12 protein-coding genes are annotated in these 17,093 nt (G+C 54.6%); 11 read left to right on the top strand and 1 reads right to left on the bottom strand.

Annotated elements, in window-relative coordinates; translation table 11 throughout:
* The first annotated feature begins 282 nt into the window (after window positions 1-282).
* The gene (locus AC1EKS_RS03565; RefSeq protein WP_481010207.1) at window positions 283-1,626 is read left to right on the top strand and encodes a C1 family peptidase; all 1,344 of its coding nucleotides are present in this window, start codon (window positions 283-285) and stop codon (window positions 1,624-1,626) included.
* A 98-nt stretch (window positions 1,627-1,724) separates the two neighbouring features.
* On the opposite strand, the gene AC1EKS_RS03560 is transcribed toward AC1EKS_RS03565, so the two are convergent.
* A complete protein-coding gene (locus AC1EKS_RS03560) occupies window positions 1,725-2,012 on the bottom strand; it encodes a hypothetical protein (RefSeq protein WP_481009840.1) in 288 nt (95 codons plus the stop codon).
* A gap of 59 nt (window positions 2,013-2,071) precedes the next feature.
* Between AC1EKS_RS03560 and AC1EKS_RS03555 the strand changes: the two genes are divergently transcribed.
* The 10 genes from AC1EKS_RS03555 to mfd all read left to right on the top strand — a co-directional run bounded on the left by AC1EKS_RS03555 (window position 2,072) and on the right by mfd (window position 17,050).
* The gene (locus AC1EKS_RS03555) at window positions 2,072-3,340 is read left to right on the top strand and encodes an MFS transporter (protein WP_481009839.1); all 1,269 of its coding nucleotides are present in this window, start codon (window positions 2,072-2,074) and stop codon (window positions 3,338-3,340) included.
* Between the two features lie 327 nt (window positions 3,341-3,667).
* Complete coding sequence (locus AC1EKS_RS03550; protein ID WP_481009838.1) at window positions 3,668-3,913, top strand: hypothetical protein; 246 nt, start codon at window positions 3,668-3,670, stop codon at window positions 3,911-3,913.
* 243 nt (window positions 3,914-4,156) lie between these two features.
* Window positions 4,157-5,245, top strand: a complete 1,089-nt coding sequence (locus tag AC1EKS_RS03545) for a Fic family protein (RefSeq protein WP_481009837.1) — start codon at window positions 4,157-4,159, stop codon at window positions 5,243-5,245.
* A gap of 242 nt (window positions 5,246-5,487) precedes the next feature.
* Window positions 5,488-6,873 (top strand): diaminopimelate decarboxylase, encoded by a 1,386-nt coding sequence (lysA, locus tag AC1EKS_RS03540; protein WP_481009836.1) that lies wholly within the window; start codon window positions 5,488-5,490, stop codon window positions 6,871-6,873.
* A gap of 95 nt (window positions 6,874-6,968) precedes the next feature.
* On the top strand, window positions 6,969-8,264 hold the full coding sequence (locus AC1EKS_RS03535; protein WP_481010205.1) for a homoserine dehydrogenase: 1,296 nt from the start codon (window positions 6,969-6,971) through the stop codon (window positions 8,262-8,264).
* Window positions 8,265-8,267: 3 nt separating this feature from the next.
* Complete coding sequence (gene thrC, locus AC1EKS_RS03530; protein ID WP_481009825.1) at window positions 8,268-9,371, top strand: threonine synthase; 1,104 nt, start codon at window positions 8,268-8,270, stop codon at window positions 9,369-9,371.
* A 15-nt stretch (window positions 9,372-9,386) separates the two neighbouring features.
* Window positions 9,387-10,397: a homoserine kinase gene (gene thrB / locus AC1EKS_RS03525; protein ID WP_481009824.1), complete on the top strand. Its 1,011-nt coding sequence runs from the start codon at window positions 9,387-9,389 to the stop codon at window positions 10,395-10,397.
* 271 nt (window positions 10,398-10,668) lie between these two features.
* Entirely contained in the window at window positions 10,669-12,330 is a 1,662-nt protein-coding gene (gene rho / locus AC1EKS_RS03520) for a transcription termination factor Rho (RefSeq protein ID WP_481009827.1), read from the top strand.
* A 191-nt stretch (window positions 12,331-12,521) separates the two neighbouring features.
* On the top strand, window positions 12,522-13,169 hold the full coding sequence (locus AC1EKS_RS03515; protein WP_481009823.1) for a hypothetical protein: 648 nt from the start codon (window positions 12,522-12,524) through the stop codon (window positions 13,167-13,169).
* Window positions 13,170-13,276: 107 nt separating this feature from the next.
* Window positions 13,277-17,050, top strand: a complete 3,774-nt coding sequence (gene mfd / locus AC1EKS_RS03510) for a transcription-repair coupling factor (RefSeq protein ID WP_481009822.1) — start codon at window positions 13,277-13,279, stop codon at window positions 17,048-17,050.
* Window positions 17,051-17,093: the final 43 nt, after the last annotated feature.

Genomic DNA, 17,093 nt, shown 5'->3' with positions numbered 1-17,093 from the left:
CGCTAAAGCCAGGCGGTGATTCCGTTTGTCGAGGGAAGCGCCTCGCCCGTCCTCGCCTGGGAGCTAACTCTCCATTAGCAGGAAACGTTGCGTCCTCCCTACAGAGGTTTTCTTTTTCTCAGAAACACCGCGGCTGCCGGAGAGATAAAACGCCCCCAAATTAACTATGCGGGGGCGATGGGATATTTTGGAAGCAAAGAATAAAACGGCGAAACCGGGGTAGTGGCCCCGCGAGATACGCCCTTGAGCATGGCGGGTGTCCGCCCAACTTTAGGAGGAACAGTGAGCGAACGCGAAGTGACGCTAACCCCGGAAATACTATCTGAACTGCGCAAAGGTTTTAATACGGATCCTCGCGGTAGGTTAATGCAAAACGCGGTAACTAACTCCGATATCGACCAGGTGGCGCAAAATCATCAAGTGGTGGCTTACGCGGATCGTTCCATGTCCCACAAGCTAGATGCCTGGCCGGTGGCTAACCAAAAGAAATCGGGGCGCTGCTGGCTGTTCGCCGGTCTTAATCTGCTGCGCTCTTCGATGATCAAACGACTAAATGTCGAGAACTTCGAATTTTCCCAGACCTACCTGTTCTATTGGGACAAACTAGAAAAAGCGAACTACTTCTTTGAATCCCAGATTGAGCTGGCCGATCGGGATATCGATGATCGCACGGTCGCTCACTTGCTGTCCGACCCGATTGGGGATGGGGGACAGTGGAATATGTTCGTGGCGCTAGTCGATAAATATGGGGTGGTCCCTAAGTGGGCAATGCCGGAAACCGAATCCTCCTCTAACTCGAAGAAAATGGATCGGATTTTGGAACGCTACCTGCGGGAAGGGGCGCTGGTACTGCGAAAAGCCGCGCAAAAAAATCCCGAAGCGGTAGCAGAAGTTAAAGCGAGCCTACTGGGCGGGGTACATCGGATTCTCAATATCCACCTGGGAACTCCGCCGGAAAAGTTCGTGTGGCAGTACAACGATAAAGATAATAAGTTTGAGCGGCTAGGGGAAGTGACTCCGCAACAGTTCGCAGATAAATATATCGTCAATGACCTGCGCAACTATGTTTGCCTAGTTAATGATCCGCGCGAAGCTAACCCTTACGGAAAGACTTACACCGTAGATCGCCTGGGTAACGTACTCGGCGGCGCCCCGGTGCGGTACCTAAATGTGCCGATGTCGGTAATGAAGGATTGTGCATCCACCGTGTTGCAGGCAGGAAAACCGGTGTGGTTTGGCTGTGACACCGAGCAGCAGGCGGATCGGGAATTTTCTCTGTGGGACAAGAATCTCTACGACTATGGTGAGGTTTATGGGGTACATTTCGGGATGGATAAGCAAGAACGCCTGCTTTCCCACGAATCCCTAATGACTCACGCCATGTTGTTCGTGGGGGTCGATATTTTGGACGGCAAACCGCGCCGCTGGCGGGTAGAGAACTCTTGGGGCTGCGAAGACCGTGCTGACGAAGGATTCTATACTATGAACGATTCCTGGTTCGACGAGTACGTTTTCGAAATCGCGGTGCATCGTGACCGGCTTCCCGAACAATACCGGGAGGTTATCGATTCTAAGGACGAGCCGATAGTGTTGCCTGCCTGGGATCCGATGGGATCGCTGGCCTAATAGCCTTATCCGGGCTTTTAGCTCAGGGCGCCAGCGTAGAGGACGCGGGTGCGACCTAGGTGAGGGCGTGAGGGTAAAATCCCTGCGCGCTCCCCGCGTTAAATCCCGGTAGGCATAATAATGCCGCCGTAGGGAGCCAAGATTAACAGCGCTACTGAAAGGGCGAACAGGGCGAGGCAATCAAGCCACCAGGAACGCACCGCACACCAGGCATTTGGGGAGCGATCCAGAAGTCGGTAGACCCCGAGCAGCAGTAACATCAGTGAAAACATGCGACAGGCAAACACCGGGTGCCCAATAAATCCCACCAGGGCAATGCCAATAATCGCTACGATTAATGCCGCCGTGCAAGCGCGGCGCCAGAGACGATTATTCGACAAACCCATAGCCTCAGTCTAACTGGGCGGGTGGGGTAGAACGTAGTCAACCGGTTAGGGTTAGAGTTGTGTTCAAGTCCTATCGTGAAATTTTTGCCTACCCCGGTGCGCTGAGTTTTTCTATCGCCGGGGCGATCGCGCGTTTCCCGATGGCCATGGCCGGTCTTTCGACCCTGCTAATGATTTCTACCCTCTACGGGGAATATTCACTGGCCGGGCAGGTCAACGCGGTAGTGGTAATCACTATGGCGGCGGCCTCGCCTATTCAGGCGCAGTTGGTGGATCGACATGGGCAAGCAAAAATCTTGCGTCCTCTGGTAGCTGCCTCCCTGGTTTTGCTGGCTGCTTTAACCGTGGCTACTCTCTACCATGCGCCGCGGTGGACGCTGTATGTAATCGCGGCTTTTTCGGGGGCGACTACCGGGTCTTTCGGGGCGTTTGTGAGGGCGCGGTGGACGCATCTTTTAGCGGGCTCGCGCAAATTGAACACCGCCTATGCTTTCGAGGCTGCCCTTGACGAAGTAATTTTTATTTTCGGCCCCATAATCGCTACTGTCCTGGCCACGTTGGTGCACCCAGCAGCCGGAATAGTTGCCTGCCTGCTAACCTCCGGGATTGGGGGTTTCTGGTTCTTATCGCAACGGGGAACTGAACCCACTCCGCGCGGGAAAGCCGATTTTTCTCCCGAGGAAGCAAAACCCCTACTTAAATCGGAGGCGATGGTAGTGCTGGGGACAATCTTCATGCTCTGCGGCCTGACCTTTGGCGCCTTAGATTTAACCGTGGTGGCTTATTGCCGCGAAATCGGTTTGCCGCAAATCGCTGGAATTCTGCTGGCTCTATTTGGGGTAACTTCTTTTTCAGCCGCCGTGATCTATGGAGCCAAAGAATGGGGAATTTCGGCTCTGCGCCTGTTCGTGGGGGGAATTATCCTGATGGCGCTCGGATTTTCTACCCTGTTTTTTGCCTCCAATGCCTGGATATTGGGGATCTGTCTGGCCTTAACCGGTGCCACCTACGCTCCCACCATGACCAACGCGACCAATATCTTAGCTAGTGTGGTTCCCCCTTCTCGTTTCACCGAAGGTATGGCCTGGCTGAACACTTTCTTCACTCTGGGGATTTCTGCTGGTGCCTGGATCGGGGGCAATGTAGTTGATGCCGGAGGTGCGCGCGCGGGGCTGTGGGTGGTTATCGGCTCCGCCTGGGCAATCCTGGCGGTAGTTATGGCGGGTTCTTTGCCCCTGCGCAACTCGTTGCGCCGTGCCTATAAACACCGCCTGGTGACAGTTGATTTACATCTGGCCGAGGAAGCTGCGTCCTCCAAAGATAGCTAAACGAGTGCGCTCTCAAATGCTGCTTGGGCTCTGCTCAATATTGCGTAGACCAGATTTTCTATCAGAACGCAAAAATGACAGTAGGCGGGGTGAACGGGAATTGTTAACAGCGTTGACGGGTGAGAAACATTCGTAGTAATTCACCAAATATCCGACCGAGGTGTTCTCAACCGTAGCAGCAGCGTTCTCGCTGCTATCTATGTCCTGAACAGCTCGTTCAGATTCCATGCTCCCTACTTCTCTCGGGGGAGGTTGATTTCGGGATGGGGGTGGCGTACTTTTTTAATAAGTAAGTGCTCAACGGTGCGCGAGTTTTTAGGAGATTCTATGCAATGCCCATCATGTGGAAGTAACAATGTAAACGTTCAGTTCGTCGAAAAAGGACAACGCACGAGTCGACGTGGTGCTGGTTTAGGGGGTAACCTCAATAATGCGGCGCGAGGCACCACCGCGCTGATGACATTGGGAATGTCTAACTTGATTTGGAAGAAGAGCAAAGGGACCAATCGCACTAAGACAGTGACTAAGAAGATGGGTATTTGTCAAGATTGTGGCGAATCTTGGGCTGCGTGAAAAAACTTATTTAAGGGAGATCGCAGCGATACGAGCGCTGCGTACATCAACAATTGTCATCCCTTGTGTAAATGCCTGAATGGTAGGACTTGCAGAACGTTGCTGCCGCGAACCCTGGCGCGCGAGCAGCGCCAATAGCCGCTACCGCGACTTATATGTAAAGCAGTTTTACATATCGCGAAAACGTGTAAAAAAATCGCCGAATTTTTTACACGTTTTCTATGTTTGCGGTAAATTCTAGGTATGTCTGTGAACCCCGAGAAGCCCTACCAGGACTTGCCGCCCCTACCTCCTGCCCGGGAGTTACAAACAGGTCAGGTGGTTAATAGGGTGATATCTGCCTCTCGCGCCCTTGCTACTGCGAATGCGTCTGCTAAACGGCTTCCGGACCCGTCAATATTGATTCATGCTATCCCGCTTTTGGAAGCCAAAGCTTCGAGCGAAATTGAAAATATCGTAACTACCAATGATGAACTATTTCGGGCTGCTCATAATGTAGAACCGGCATCGCCTGCGGCTCGAGAAGCTCTGCGATATCGGGAGGCTCTGTATGAGGGGTACAGCTACATAGAGAAGCACCCATTTTCAGTGAACCTGGCAAAAATTGTGTGTTCAAAAATTATTGGGTTTGCAACTGATATTCGCGCTTTACCGGGAACTTTCATAGGTAATCCAGCAACCAGAGAGCATGTGTACACACCGCCGCAAGGTAAAGAAACTATTCTTGAGCATCTTTCCCGTTGGGAAGTCTTTGCCCATGAGCGAGAATCTGGGCTGGATCCCCTGATAAAAATGGCGTTGCTCCACTATCAGTTCGAGGCGATACATCCATTTTCCGATGGGAATGGCAGAACCGGACGGATTTTAAATGTGCTGTATCTGGTGCAAAGCGGCCTCCTAGATCAACCCATTACTTACCTGTCTGGATACATAGTGGAACACAAAGATGAGTACTACCGACTGCTAAATGGGGTAACGCAAAAAAGGGCTTGGGGCGAATGGATAGAGTTCATCCTTAACGCAGTTGACGTAACTTCAAGGTGGACCGATTCTCTAATCACCAGTATTTACAACCTGCTGGATCAGACGATCTTCGAACTGAGTCAGACCAATCTACCGGCAAGAGATTTAGCATTCCTGCTTTTTTCCAAGCCCTATCTACGGTATGCGGATTTGGTTTCTGGGCTGCAGGTAAGCCGTCCCACAGCCGCCAAATGGGCGAGCTCTCTGTCTGAAATGGGAATGCTTGAGCGGATAAAAGTAGGAAAAAGCGTAATCCTTATTAATCACCGCTACTTGGATATTTTGTTTACCACTCCATTGCCAAAGTAAGTCCTAACCAACCCTGTATATCAGCCGCGCCCTAGACGTAAACCGTATTTTTAATGACAGTAGTGAGCTAGATACACGCTCTATATGTAAAGCAGTTTTACATATCAAGAAAACGTGTAAAAAAATCCATGAATTTTTTACACGTTCTCGATTCTATCCAGCCTGCGGGAAAGGTTTTGCAAGCTTATAGCGGTTTGGCGATACTTTAAGGGAAGATACCTAGATACTTGAGAGGTTTGCTGATGCTCACTTGTCCCGAACCTGCCGCTAATCCCGTGCTGTGGCCCGGGGGAGCCAAGCGAGAGGAAGATGGGCAACTGTCTTTTGCCGGACAAAAAGTAACTGAGCTGGCTCAGAGTTTCGGTACCCCCTCCTACCTATTTGACCTGGATGATTTCGCGGCCCGCGCCCAAACTATTGCCTCGGCGATGGCCGAAGAATTTTGGGAAGGTTACGGATTTTCCGGCGCCAGTGTCTACTATGCGGGCAAGGCCTTCCTGTGTACCGCTTTAGGGGAAGCTATCACCAAGGCGGGAATGGGGATTGACACCGCCAGCCTGGGAGAACTTACAGTCGCGCTCGATCCGGCGATGGGAGCTGAACCTAAGAAAATCGGGCTGCACGGGAATAATAAATCTGTCGAATGTCTGCGCTTGGCACTGCGCAGCGGGATTGGGCGAATAATTGTAGATTCCCTTTCTGAAATCGATCTTTTGCAATCCCTGAGCGAGAGCGAAAACGCCACTGCTCCGGTTATGGTGCGGGTAACCACCGGAGTGCACGCTGGGGGACATAGCTTTATCGCTACTGCCCACGAAGATCAAAAATTCGGCCTCTCCCTGGCATCTGGAGCCGCCCTCCAAGCAGTCAAGAAAATTATTGCTGCCCCAAATCTGCGCCTGGTGGGGCTGCATTCCCATATCGGCTCCCAAATCAAAGATTTAGAATCCTTCCAGGTGGCGGCGGAAAGACTGTTGGCATTCCGCGCCCAGGTACAAAAGCTAGGCGAGCCTGTCCCGGAGGTCGACCTCGGCGGGGGCTTAGCTATCTCCTATGAGGGGGAGGAAGTGCCCACTGCCAGCGAATATGCGCGCTCCCTGGCGGCCTCGGTAAAGAAAGCCTGCCAGCAGGCGGGCAGCGATATTCCCCATATTTCGATTGAACCTGGACGCTGGTTGGCCGGTCCGGTATGCGTCAGCCTGTACCAGGTGGGAACGGTTAAGGACGTGCAGTTAGAGGACGGCAGTATCCGCAAATACGTGAGTGTAGATGGCGGCATGAGTGACAATATTCGCCCCGCCCTCTATGACGCTGGCTATGTGGCCACCTTGGCCTCGCGGGTTTCAGACGCGCCTGCGGCCAGCTGCCGGGTAGTGGGAATGCATTGCGAATCCGGAGATATTTTAGTGCCCGAGATTGCCCTGCCTGCCGATATTTGCGCTGGTGATTTATTGGTAATTCCCGCTACCGGAGCCTACGGGAGGGCGATGGCCTCCAATTACAACCTGGTGCCTCGCCCCGGGGTGGTGGGGCTTAGCTGTAAAACACCCCCACGCTACATCATTGCGCGAGAAACCGTGGATGACCTGCTGCGACTTGATACCGGAGCGCGCGGTCTATCTCAGTGAAAAATCTCGGACGCGCTAGAAGATAAATAACCGTTAGAGTAGAAAGCCCCGGCGGGTAAAAACGCCCGCGCGGACAAGGTGAAAAGAGGGTGTAAATGAAGCAAGCGGTGAAAATAGCAGTCCTCGGGTGCGGAACCGTGGGCGCCCAGGTAGTGCGCCTACTGCAAGAGCGCGCTGCCGATTATCAGGCTAGGTGTGGAGCCAGTCTGGAGATTATCGGTATTTGTGTAAATAATTTGGCTGCCCCGCGCCCCGATTTTATTAGCCGCGATCTGCTCACCGACCAGGCGGAACCCTTGATTGACCAAGCGGACCTGGTGATTGAACTAATCGGGGGAATCGAGCCGGCACGCACCTACATTACCCGCGCCCTCGAAGCCGGAAAATCCGTGGTCACCGGCAATAAAGCCCTGCTGGCGCAACACGGCCCGGAACTTTTTGATCTCTCTCGCGAGCGCGAAGCCGACCTCTACTATGAGGCCGCAGTCGCGGGCGCCATCCCGGTAGTCTATGGTCTGCGCGAATCCCTGGCGGGGGATCGCGTCGAGGTGGTGCAAGGAATCGTTAATGGCACCACCAACTACATGCTTGACCAGATGGAAAAGAAAGGATGGTCATTTGACCAGGCACTTTCGACTGCGCAAGAACTGGGCTATGCCGAAGCTGACCCGACTGCCGATATAGATGGACTTGATGCCGCCGCCAAATGCGCCCTGCTTGCGCAGTTGGCTTTCCACACTCGGGTTTCCCTAGATCAAGTAGCGGTGAAGGGAATTCGTCATATTACTGCTGACGATATTCAAGACGCTAAAGAATCCGGCCACACTATTAAACTGCTGGCCATTGCCCAGTTGGCGCAAGATGAGCAAGGACGCGAATGCGTATCTTGCCGGGTAGAACCGGTACTGGTGAAACCGGAAAATCCGCTTTCTAGTATTGCGGGAGCCTTTAACGCGATTGTGATTGATGCCGAGGCCGCCGGCAGACTAATGTTCTACGGGCAAGGCGCCGGCGGGGTACAGACCGCTTCGGCAGTGCTCTCGGACGTGGTAGCGGCGGCGTTCCACCTGGTATCTGGGGGCAGTGCGCCCCGCGAGTCCGCCTACGCCGACCTGCCGCAAATGCCCGCCGCACAAGTGCGTTCTAAGTACAGCATCCGCCTAGAAGTAGAAGACGCAACCGGGGTATTAGCGGAGGTAGCAGGGATTTTTGCCCGGCGCGGAATCTCGATAGAGCAGGTGCGCCAAAGCAATGACAGCGAATCCGGTAAAGCGGTAGTTTCCCTATCGACTGCCTGGGCGCGGGCGGACGCCATAGACTTAACAGTAAAAGATTTGGAAGCCGCGGAGCCGGTGAGCCGGGTAATCCAAGTAATCAGTATGGAGGGCTAAAAAATGGCGCATCTTTGGCAGGGAATAATCAACGAATACCGTGATTGGCTCCCGGTAAAGGACGAAGAAGAAATCGTCACCTTACAGGAAGGTGGCACTCCGCTGGTTTATTCGGATGATCTGTCTGGTGAAGTAGGGGCGAAAGTCTATATCAAAGTCGAGGGTGTGAACCCCACCGGCTCTTTTAAAGACCGCGGGATGACCATGGCCATGACCAAAGTGGTCTCGAGCGGGCAAAAAATGGTGGCCTGTGCCTCTACCGGAAACACTTCTGCTTCGGCGGCCGCCTATTCAGCGAAAGCCGGGCTAGAATGCGCCGTGATCCTACCCGCGGGGAAAATCGCCGCCGGTAAACTTGCCCAAGCGATTGTGCATGGCGCACGGTTGGTAGCAGTGGATGGAAACTTTGATCAGTGCCTGACCATTACCCGTCAGCTCACCGAAAAATATCCGGTAGCCCTGGTGAACTCGATTAATCCCTACCGCCTGCAGGGGCAAAAGACTGCGGCCTTTGAAATCGTCGACTTCTTGGGGGATGCCCCTGATATTCACGTACTGCCCGTAGGAAACGCCGGAAACATCTCAGCCTATTGGATGGGATATAACGAATACGCTGGTCGGCGCACCGCGGCCTCTTTAGAAAAAGAAACTCAGCTAGGGGTGGCACGCGCTAGCAAGGTACCGCAAATGTGGGGTATTCAGGCCAAAGGTGCTGCTCCCTTCGTAGCTGGACACCCGATTGAGAACCCGGAAACGGTAGCCACTGCCATCCGGATCGGTAACCCCGCTTCCTGGGATTACGCTTCGGCGGCGCGGGATGATTCCCACGGTTTCATCACCGCGGTCACAGACGAAGATATTTTATCGGCGCAGGCGCGGCTCGCGGCCAGTACCGGTATTTTCGTAGAACCCGCTTCGGCGGCCTCGGTAGCCGGACTGCTTTGGGCAGCCGGTGCAGGTAAAGTGCCTGAGGATGCCACTATTGTTTGTACCGTGACCGGCAATGGTTTGAAGGATACCGCCACCGCGCTGGGAGATCGCGATATTAATCCGCAGGTGATCGCGCCTACTCTCGAGGCCGCCCTGCGCGCCCTCGACCTGAAGTAACTGGAAGCAGGCAAGATGCGAATTGTTAAGGACGAAGCGGAAGTAAAAGTTCCTGCCACCTCGGCTAATCTCGGCCCCGGATATGACTGTATGGGGCTGGCGGTGTCCCTTCACGACCGAGTACGTTTTCGGGCGACGGTCGGGAAAACCCAGGTGCATGTGCGCGGGGAAGGTAAAGATCAGCTGCCTGAGGACGACAATCACCTGGTAGTGCGGGCTATCCGCCTTGGCCTTGATGCGGTAGGGGCCTCTCAAGTGGGGGTATCTCTTTGGCAAGAAAACCAGATTCCTCAATCGCGAGGCCTGGGGTCATCGGCTTCCGCGATCGTTAGCGGTTTGGCTATCGTGCGGGCGATTATTTCTGACCCCGAGGTTTTGGATGCCGATACCATGCTGCGAATCGCGACCTACCTGGAGGGACACCCCGATAACCTGGCGCCGGCGATTTATGGGGGAATCACCCTAGCGGGAATACACGGCACTTCCAGCGAAGAGGCCGCCACTACCAAGGAACTGACTTCGCCGTTTTTAGAAATGGGGGAAGAGGGTGAAGAGGAACCGGATACAGAATCTGACCAGAGCGTCCTAAACCGGGAATTTCCGCTGACTTGGGCAGTGAAAATCGAGAACCAATACGGCTTGCGTCCCACGGTGTTTATCCCTGATTTCGAGTTGGATACTTCTCAGGCGCGCGCCCTCCTGCCCGAGCAGGTTCCTCACGCCGATGCTGCCCAAAACGTGGCGAACGCCGCGCTGTTGGTGCGCGCCCTCCAAGACCATCCCGAACTATTAATGGCTGCCACCACCGATTATCTACACCAAAACTATCGGAGACCGGCCATGCCAGCTTCTCTAGATTTGATGTATTGGTTGCGGGCCCAACAGTTGCCGGCGGTTGTATCCGGGGCGGGACCGTGTGTTTTAGCACTGGCGAGCGTGGGTGACCAGGTAAAAGCACAAGCGGAAAAAGCGGGGTGGAAGGTGCGTACCCTGGATTTGGATACTCGCGGGGTGCGTCAGCTTTAAAGCTCTAGCTACAGTTTAGGGGCTTGAGCATCAGACGGATTCCATGGCCAGGTTCACTAAACGCGAGTTAACGACCGCGCGCAAATCCTGGTAAGCTAAACACACGGAGGCGAAAGCACCTAGTGGGATTACCGCCAGGATCGCTCAGTTCCAGCCTTCAAAATCGAGACCTATTTCTCTCGGTTCTTAATACCCAGGCGCATCTGCGTCATACCTACATTCAAAAGGAAAGTTTGTGAGCACAAACGAGAATGCTAATGATCTTCGCACTATGAAGCTGGATGAGCTAAAGGCCCTAGCTGCAAACATGCATTTGCGCGGGATTTCCCGGCTGCGAAAGAACGAGCTGATCGAAAAAATTAGTGAAGCTCGCTCCGCTCAACCTTCTGGCGATGTCGCTGAGAAAGCTGAGAAGCATATGGCCAAGCAAGCCGAAGCCCCTAAGCAGAGCGCAAAGACTCAGGGACGCCAAGGGCGGCGCCACGAAGCGGTTCGTGAAGAGCCAGCTGCTAAAAAGGACGCGAAGGAACAGCTGAAGAAAGATTTGGCGCAGCGCGCCGGTAAGAAAGATAACCAGCGTAAGGCACGGAAGAACAAGGGTGACACCCCGCATTCGGTTGAGGAGATCGCCCTGCCCAGCGCGGAAGATGAAGATCGCGGGGAAGGACGCGGACGCGGCCGACGGAATCGTCGTCGTGACCGGAATCGTCGTCGTGATGATAATTGGAATGACAATCGCGGGGAAAACCGCGGACGCGGCAAATTCGATAATGAAGAGGATGGCAGCGAGGAAAACGAGGACGAACTCTTGCCGATCGCGGGGGTTCTGGACGTGCAAAGCAACCATGCTTTCGTGCGTACCTCCGGCTATATCGCCGGCCCTAATGATGTCTATGTCACCCTCGGCCAGGTGCGCCGGTGGGGCTTGCGTTCCGGGGACGCGGTACAGGGCGCGGTGCGTCCGCCTAAAGAGGGAGATAATAACCGCCGGCAAAAATACAACGCCCTGGTACGTTTGGACACCGTAAACGGGATGAGTATTGAGGACGCGCGGGCGCGTACCCAGTTCAAAGATTTGGTGCCGCTCTATCCCAATGAACAGCTGCGCTTGGAGAACACTCCCAAGAACATTACCCAGAGGATCATCGATTTGATTGCCCCCATCGGTAAGGGTCAGCGTGGCTTGATCGTTTCTCCGCCTAAAGCGGGTAAAACCATTATTTTGCAGCAGATTGCCAACGCGATCACTACGAATAATCCGGAATGTCACCTGATGGTAGTGCTGGTAGATGAACGTCCCGAAGAGGTTACCGATATGCAGCGCACGGTGAAGGGCGAAGTTATTGCTTCTACCTTCGACCGGCCAGCTTCAGACCATGCTTCGGTAGCAGAACTAGCGATTGAACGAGCAAAACGCCTGGTAGAGCTAGGTCAAGACGTGGTGGTACTGCTGGATTCGATTACCCGCCTGGGACGTGCCTATAACTTGGCGGCCCCGGCTTCGGGACGAATCCTCTCCGGTGGTGTGGACGCTTCGGCGCTTTATCCTCCCAAGAAGTTCTTCGGGGCGGCCCGCAACGTTGAAAACGGTGGTTCGTTAACTATCCTGGCCACCGCCCTGGTAGAAACTAACTCCAAGATGGACGAAGTTATTTTCGAAGAGTTCAAAGGCACCGGCAATATGGAGCTGCGGCTATCACGGCAACTGGCTGATAAGCGCCTGTTCCCGGCGGTAGATGTGAACGCTTCGGGTACTCGCCGGGAAGAACTGCTGCTGAACAAGGAAGAGCTGCAGGTCACTTGGAAGTTGCGGCGGATGCTCAGCGCTTTGGAACCCCAGCAGGCTACCGAGTTTGTGCTCTCTAAACTGAAGAACACTAACTCCAATGCGGAGTTCTTAATGATGATTGCCAAGATGAGTACCCAGGTCTAGCTACCAGCAGCTAGCGGATTTTAAATCTTAGAACTAAACAGATAAAACAGCATGTGCCCCGCCGTTTCTTGGCGGGGCACATGCTGTTTTCTGGTGAAACTGTGGTACGGGCCACGATTATAACGATTTGGTAGCGAAACGGTTGCGTATTGGTTTAGACTGATTTTCGCCTGATAAAAACAGGCAGGTTATTGTATCGACTGAATGGGACAATCGTGGAACGTCATTGCCAAGAAAAGAAACCATTCCGCCATCTGCTCTGGCAGGCCGGATTAGCAACTGCAGTGATCGCGGGAGCGGTCGGCACTTCCGGGGCGGTAGCTCTGCATTCTTCCTCACTCCCTGCCGGTCAGCCGGTGCCGGAAATGGCCGCGCAAACTATTTCCGCCACTAACCCGGCCTTAACAGCGGGGGGAGAACTGGGGCTGCAGGTTGTTAACGCGAAAGTAACCCCGGAGGCCGTGGCGGAAGCTATTCCCGGAGCCCCCGCGGGCACCCCAGCAGCAGCCCGCGCGGCCTCTTCAACTGCACCAGCGGCAGCAGCCGGCGCGGCCTCTTCAACTGGGCAATATTCTTTGCGGGCGCTGCAGCGGGCGGGAGTGGTTAATTGGAGTGGCTATAAGTTCACTTACTATTCTCAAAAAGTATTACCTGGTGGGGGTCTGAGGATTCCGGGCCGCCACGTAAATGCGGGTGGATACGTAACCGATGCAGACGGATACATTGTGCTGGCGAATAGTGCCCCCAAAGGCACGGTTATTAATACTCCGTTTGGTGCGCCCGGCAAGGTCTATGACCGCGGCACCCGGGGTAACCATTTCGACGTTTACACCAAGTAGATAGCAGCTATTTATTTGCAGGCGAGGGTGCACCCTCGCAAAATTGCGGTTACCGTGATCGTTTAGCGAAAGTGAACTAGTCGGCCGTCTCCTCTAGGATGGACACGATGAGTTTGCAAGCCGTAGTAGAACAAGTAGCTAGCGAGCCGGCAGCTAAAGAGTTTTTTTCTCACCCCGGCAGCGTCCAGTCCCTGTATTGTCCTGCGGGGCTAAGACCCGCGTTAGCCGCGGCAGCAGCACAAACCGATGTAAGTAAGGGAATCTTTTCCCCGCTGCCTTCCTCATCCGAAAAAACGGAACCAGCTGCCGGGCCTGCAGGCGCTGCCGCTAAGCGGCGCGGCCTAATCCTCTATGTAACTGCTTCGGGGCGTTCCGCCGAACAGGCAGAGGCAGAACTGGCGGGTTACCTGCCGCGGGTCGCTCGTTACCCCTCCTGGGAAACTCTGCCTCACGAACGCCTCTCGCCCCGTGCCGACACCATGTCACAACGGATCGCCGCCTTGCGCCGCCTGACCCATCCGGAAAAAAACGGGCCGGGGGAAGCGATTTCTATTTTGGTAGCCCCTATCCGGGCGCTATTGCAACCGGTAGTAACCGGTCTAGCCGAGATTGAACCCCTAATAATTACCGAGGGTGAAGACTATCCCCTGGATGAACTGGCTGCTCGGCTACTAGACCTGGGATACGAGAAAACCGATCTGGTGTCCAGCCGGGGACAATTTGCGGTGCGGGGAGGAATCGTCGATGTCTTCGTTCCCGGGGAATCCCATCCCCAGCGGCTAGATTTCTTTGGCGACACTCTCGAGGAAGTAACTTATTTTTCCCTCTCTGATCAGCGCAGCCTAGAAAAAAGTCCTTCAGGAGTATGGGCGCCGGCTTGCCGGGAACTGTTACTGACCGACCAGGTGAAGCGCCGCGCTAGCGAGCTGCAAGCCTCCCTGCCCGGGGTGGCAGATATGTTAGAGCTGATCAGCCAGGGAATAGCGGTACAGGGGATGGAATCCTTAGCTCCGGTATTGGCGCCGGGACTGCAAAGCGTGGTTTCTCTGCTGCCAAAAGATACCACCATCGTGATTGACGAACCGGGGAAAGTGGCCCGCCGGGCAGCAGACTTGCTAGCTACTTCCCATGAGTTTGAGCAGGCCGCATGGCAAGCGGCCGCTGGCGGAGGAAAAATTCCGGTTCGAGCCTCCCGCGCCCTCCAAAGTCTCAACGATTTCAACCAGGAGGCTCGCGATAAAGGTTTAGGCTGGTGGGAGCTAACCGGGCTGCCTAGCGCGGATATTTTGGCCGCTGAAAATGAGGAAGCGGCGGGGGAGGAACCCGCGGATCTTGGGGAAGAAGCGGCAGAGTTCGCGGGGGAACTAAGCGGCGGCGAAGAAGAAAATGGGTTGAGTGAAACCACTCGTCCTACCTATGTTTATAAGGGTCAAAGCAGCCTAAAGGCGCGGGCGGCCAAAGGCTATCGCGGACATATCGACCAGGCTGTTAAAGAGTTAAGTCAGTATCTAAATGCCGGTTGGAAAGTTATTTTATGTTGTTCCGGGCGCGGCTTGGCCAGCCGATTTGCGGCTAATCTTTCCGAGGCGGGACTACCGGCCAAAGCGGTAGCAACCTTGGCTGCGTCCTCAGATATAGAAAAAGGAAGCGTACTGGTCACCGCCGGTAAAATCGTCGGTGGTTTCGCCTTAAAAGCCTCTCGGCTGCTGGTCTTGGCCGAAGCAGATCTGACCGGCCGGTCTCCGCGCCTAGCACAAGCTCCTCGCAAATTGGCTAGTCGGCGCGGAAAATCAATAGTCGATCCCCTCTCGCTAAAACCCGGGGATTATGTGGTGCACTCCCAGCACGGAGTGGGACGTTTCGTGCAAATGACTAAACGCACTATCGGTAAAGGTCAAGATGCGGTTACCCGCGAATACCTGGTGATTGAATATGCGCCCTCGCGGCGGGGACAAGCTGGCGACCGACTCTATGTACCTACCGACTCTTTGGATCTGGTGTCCCGCTATGCTGGCTCGGATACTCCCCAGCTCAACAAGATGGGGGGAGCAGACTGGGCGAAAACCAAGAATCGGGCCCGCAAAGCCACCCGGGAAATCGCCGCCGAACTAATCCGCCTTTATGCGGCGCGGCAAGCTACTAAAGGACACGCTTTTGGCCCGGACACGCCTTGGCAAAAGGAACTCGAGGATGCGTTCGAATATCAGGAAACCCCCGACCAATTGGTCACTATTGATGAGGTCAAGGCAGATATGGAAAAACCTGCCCCTATGGATCGGCTGCTCAGCGGAGACGTAGGGTTCGGGAAAACCGAAGTGGCGGTGCGGGCGGCCTTTAAAGCTATTCAGGAAGGTTTCCAAGTCGCGGTACTGGTTCCGACCACGCTGCTGGTAAAACAACATTTTGAAACTTTTTCTGACCGCTTTGCCCCCTTCCCGGTGAAAATCGGGCAGCTATCGCGTTTTTCTACCCCTGCGCAGGCGCGCGAAGTCAAAGACCAGTTGCGCGGCGGAGAAATCGATTTGGTGATCGGAACCCATAGTTTGATTACCGGGGAAGTGGGGTTTAAGAACCTGGGGTTAGTAATTATCGATGAAGAGCAGCGTTTTGGGGTCGAACACAAGGAAACTTTGAAGGCTCTGCGCACCAATGTGGATGTGCTCTCCATGTCCGCTACCCCGATTCCTCGCACCCTAGAAATGGCGGTCACTGGGATTCGGGAACTATCGACGCTGTCGACTCCGCCGGAAGAGCGCCACCCGGTGCTCACCTTTGTTGGTGCCTACCAGGATAAACAGGTAAAAGCGGCAATTCGCCGGGAACTTTTGCGTGATGGGCAGGTCTTCTATGTTCACAACCGGGTAGAGTCAATCGACCGGGTGGCCGCGCATCTGGCAGAACTGGTGCCCGAAGCCCGGGTCGCGGTGGCGCACGGGAAAATGCACGAAAAGCAACTGGAAGAGGTGATGGTTGATTTCTGGAACCACCAGGCGGACGTACTAGTTTGTACCACGATTGTAGAAACTGGGCTAGATATTTCCAACGCCAATACCCTGATTGTTTCCGGAGCGCATCGGATGGGACTCTCCCAGCTACACCAGTTACGAGGGCGAGTAGGGCGCGGGAGGGAACGCGCCTACGCCTACTTCTTCTATCCAGGTGATAAACCGCTGACAGAAACTGCGCAAGAACGCCTGCAAACCATTGCCGCTAATACCGATCTCGGGGCAGGAACAGCGGTGGCGCAAAAAGATCTGGAGATTCGCGGCGCCGGAAACCTATTGGGTGGGCAACAGTCCGGCCATATCGCCGGGGTTGGCTTTGACCTCTATATTCGGATGGTATCGGAGGCAGTGCGCGGCTTTAAAGAGGGCGGGGAAGCGGAAGAAGAAGACAGCGAAGTTCGGATTGAACTGCCGATTGATGCCCATATTCCCCCCGAATATATGGATTCGGAGCGGCTGCGCCTAGAAATGTATCAAAAGCTCTCTAGCGTGCGGAAAGAAAAAGAGCTAGATGCGGTGTGCGAAGAAATGACTGACCGTTACGGGGCGCCTCCGGCCAATGTGCAGCTGCTGTTTACGGTGGCGAAGCTGCGGATGCATGCGCGCGTCCTGGGAATCAAAGAAATCGTGGCGCAAGGGCGGTTCGTGCGTTTTGCCCCGATTAGCTTGGCAGATTCCCAAATGCTGCGGATCAAGCGGTTACATCCGGGAACGGTGATTAAACCGGCGGTACGCCAAATTTTGGTGCCCGCCCCCAAGGGGGAAAAGCTGGGGCAAGGCTCGCTCCATGATGAACCGTTAGCGCAGTGGGTATCGCAGTTGTTGCAAAATGTGCTTACTCCCTTTGGGAAAGTAAAAACAGGTGCCCAAAAATAGAGCCGGCCGCGCCCTCTTGATAAGCTAACCTTAGCTATTAGCT

The sequence above is a fragment of the Varibaculum sp. C0165D1 genome (genome assembly GCF_056590355.1).
The sequence above is the reverse complement of the archived record's forward strand: the minus strand, read 5'-3'. Positions and strand labels throughout refer to the sequence as shown.

Excerpts from the sequence above, each read along its gene's own strand:
- AC1EKS_RS03560 (WP_481009840.1), bottom strand. The coding sequence starts at position 2,012 with ATGGGTTTGTCGAATAATCGTCTCTGGCGCCGCGCTTGCACGGCGGCA.
- AC1EKS_RS03550 (WP_481009838.1), top strand. The coding sequence starts at position 3,668 with ATGCAATGCCCATCATGTGGAAGTAACAATGTAAACGTTCAGTTCGTC.
- AC1EKS_RS03545 (WP_481009837.1), top strand. The coding sequence starts at position 4,157 with ATGTCTGTGAACCCCGAGAAGCCCTACCAGGACTTGCCGCCCCTACCT.
- lysA (WP_481009836.1), top strand. The coding sequence starts at position 5,488 with ATGCTCACTTGTCCCGAACCTGCCGCTAATCCCGTGCTGTGGCCCGGG.
- AC1EKS_RS03535 (WP_481010205.1), top strand. The coding sequence starts at position 6,969 with ATGAAGCAAGCGGTGAAAATAGCAGTCCTCGGGTGCGGAACCGTGGGC.
- thrC (WP_481009825.1), top strand. The coding sequence starts at position 8,268 with ATGGCGCATCTTTGGCAGGGAATAATCAACGAATACCGTGATTGGCTC.
- thrB (WP_481009824.1), top strand. The coding sequence starts at position 9,387 with ATGCGAATTGTTAAGGACGAAGCGGAAGTAAAAGTTCCTGCCACCTCG.
- rho (WP_481009827.1), top strand. The coding sequence starts at position 10,669 with ATGAAGCTGGATGAGCTAAAGGCCCTAGCTGCAAACATGCATTTGCGC.
- mfd (WP_481009822.1), top strand. The coding sequence starts at position 13,277 with ATGAGTTTGCAAGCCGTAGTAGAACAAGTAGCTAGCGAGCCGGCAGCT.